This window comes from Bacillus sp. SIMBA_005 (genome assembly GCF_046535585.1).
Classification (GTDB): Bacteria; Bacillota; Bacilli; order Bacillales; family Bacillaceae; genus Bacillus; species Bacillus pumilus.
This window is the reverse complement of sequence record NZ_JAWRWI010000961.1, coordinates 1-246: the sequence shown is the minus strand read 5'-3', so window position 1 is coordinate 246 and position 246 is coordinate 1. Positions and strand designations below refer to the sequence as shown.

At 62.6% G+C, this 246-nt stretch carries 1 protein-coding gene; it reads left to right on the top strand.

What is annotated here, in order from left to right:
- Window positions 1-246 (top strand): hypothetical protein (locus tag SB660_RS22950; RefSeq protein WP_410584828.1); only part of this gene is annotated, 246 nt, incomplete at both ends.

Sequence of the window (246 nt, the reverse complement as noted above, 5' to 3'; positions counted from 1 at the left end):
GATGCCGGCGTTGCTGTCGGATATGGGATATGGACTCTCGCTTCTCATGCCGGACGGACAGAATGAGTCTGCGGTCCCCAGCAAGAACTACGAGTACGCTATGGCGGGACTCGTCGACGTCGTGACTGACCGGCGTGCGCAGAGGGCGTTCGCGGAGTCGTTCGCGGTTGGGATCAGCGGTCACGGGGGCGACCCGGATCTCATGCTGGACCAGATGATGAGGCTCGCCGATGAGAGCACGGAGAC